This is a genomic window from Nocardiopsis potens DSM 45234 (assembly GCF_000341105.1).
Classification (GTDB): domain Bacteria; phylum Actinomycetota; class Actinomycetes; order Streptosporangiales; family Streptosporangiaceae; genus Nocardiopsis_A; species Nocardiopsis_A potens.
The window spans coordinates 1-968 of record NZ_ANBB01000126.1 but is presented as its reverse complement, the minus strand read 5'-3'; the positions used below and the strand labels follow the sequence as shown (position 1 = coordinate 968).

General features: G+C 73.0%; 2 protein-coding genes. Both read left to right on the top strand.

The window, feature by feature from the left end; genetic code table 11:
* Positions 1–5 precede the first annotated feature (5 nt).
* Positions 6–98, top strand: a complete 93-nt coding sequence (locus tag D459_RS37605) for a hypothetical protein (protein ID WP_394296704.1) — start codon at positions 6–8, stop codon at positions 96–98.
* Positions 99–151: 53 nt separating this feature from the next.
* Positions 152–968 (top strand): DUF6891 domain-containing protein (locus D459_RS33390; RefSeq protein ID WP_017596722.1); only part of this gene is annotated, 817 nt, incomplete at its 3' end.

The window sequence follows — 968 nt, the reverse complement described above, 5'->3', positions numbered from 1 at the left end:
CCGCACTGGCCGAGGCCGGCCTGGAACCGGACTGGAACGGCAGCCCGTCCGAGCGGATCCTGGCGCCCGTGGTCTGGCGGCGCCGGCTCCCGGTATGAGTCCCCGGCCGCGCGGTGCGCGGACGTCGCAGCCGTCCGGCATGATGCGTCCCGTGAACGAGAACGAGCTCTACCAGAACCCCCTCCCCGTCTCGCTGGAGTGCGAGAACGACCGGGAGTCGATCACCGTCCCCACCGCCGCCCGGCTCTCCGAAGTGCTGGAGCTGCTCGGCACCCACTACGGCGACTGGGTCATCTGCTCCTTCCGGGAGGGGCCGAAGGCGCAGTTCATCCAGACGTTCCGGCACCCCTCCGGGGTCTACTCCGTGGAGACCCGGGAGGGCATGGACACCGAGATCGAAGAGGTGGAGATGGCCCCCGGGGACGGGGTGACCGAGTTCTTCCTGGAGTGGATCCGGTCCCGGACGCCGGAGGAGGAGCGCGCCGCGATCCCGGCCGCCGCCCCGCCGGACGTCCCGCTCGACAAGCCCGTCCTCGAACACGCCGAGCAGGTCGCGGCGGACGGGGTCAACGGCGGTTTCCTGAGCTTCCCGAGGGTCGTCAGGGACGTCGTGGAGTCCCTCGGCCGCGACCGGCCGATCCCCCCGGCGCAGGCCCGGCGGCTGGTCCAGCCGATCTGGGAGGCGCGTGCCGCCGAGCAGGAGCGGTGGACCGGCACCTCGGACAACGACCGGCTGAGCGCGGCCTTCGCCGCCCTGGACGAGGCCGGGATCACCGCCCGGCAGAACTTCACCTGCTGCCGGAGCTGCGGACTGTCCGAAATCGGCGGCGAGCGGGAGGGCGCCCGCGGGTTCGTCTTCTACCACTCCCAGGACACCGAGGCCGCGGCGGCCGGAGCCGGCCTGTACCTGGCCTACGGCGGCTTCGACGGCTCGGAGGAGACCACCGCCGCCGTCGGCCGGGAGGTGG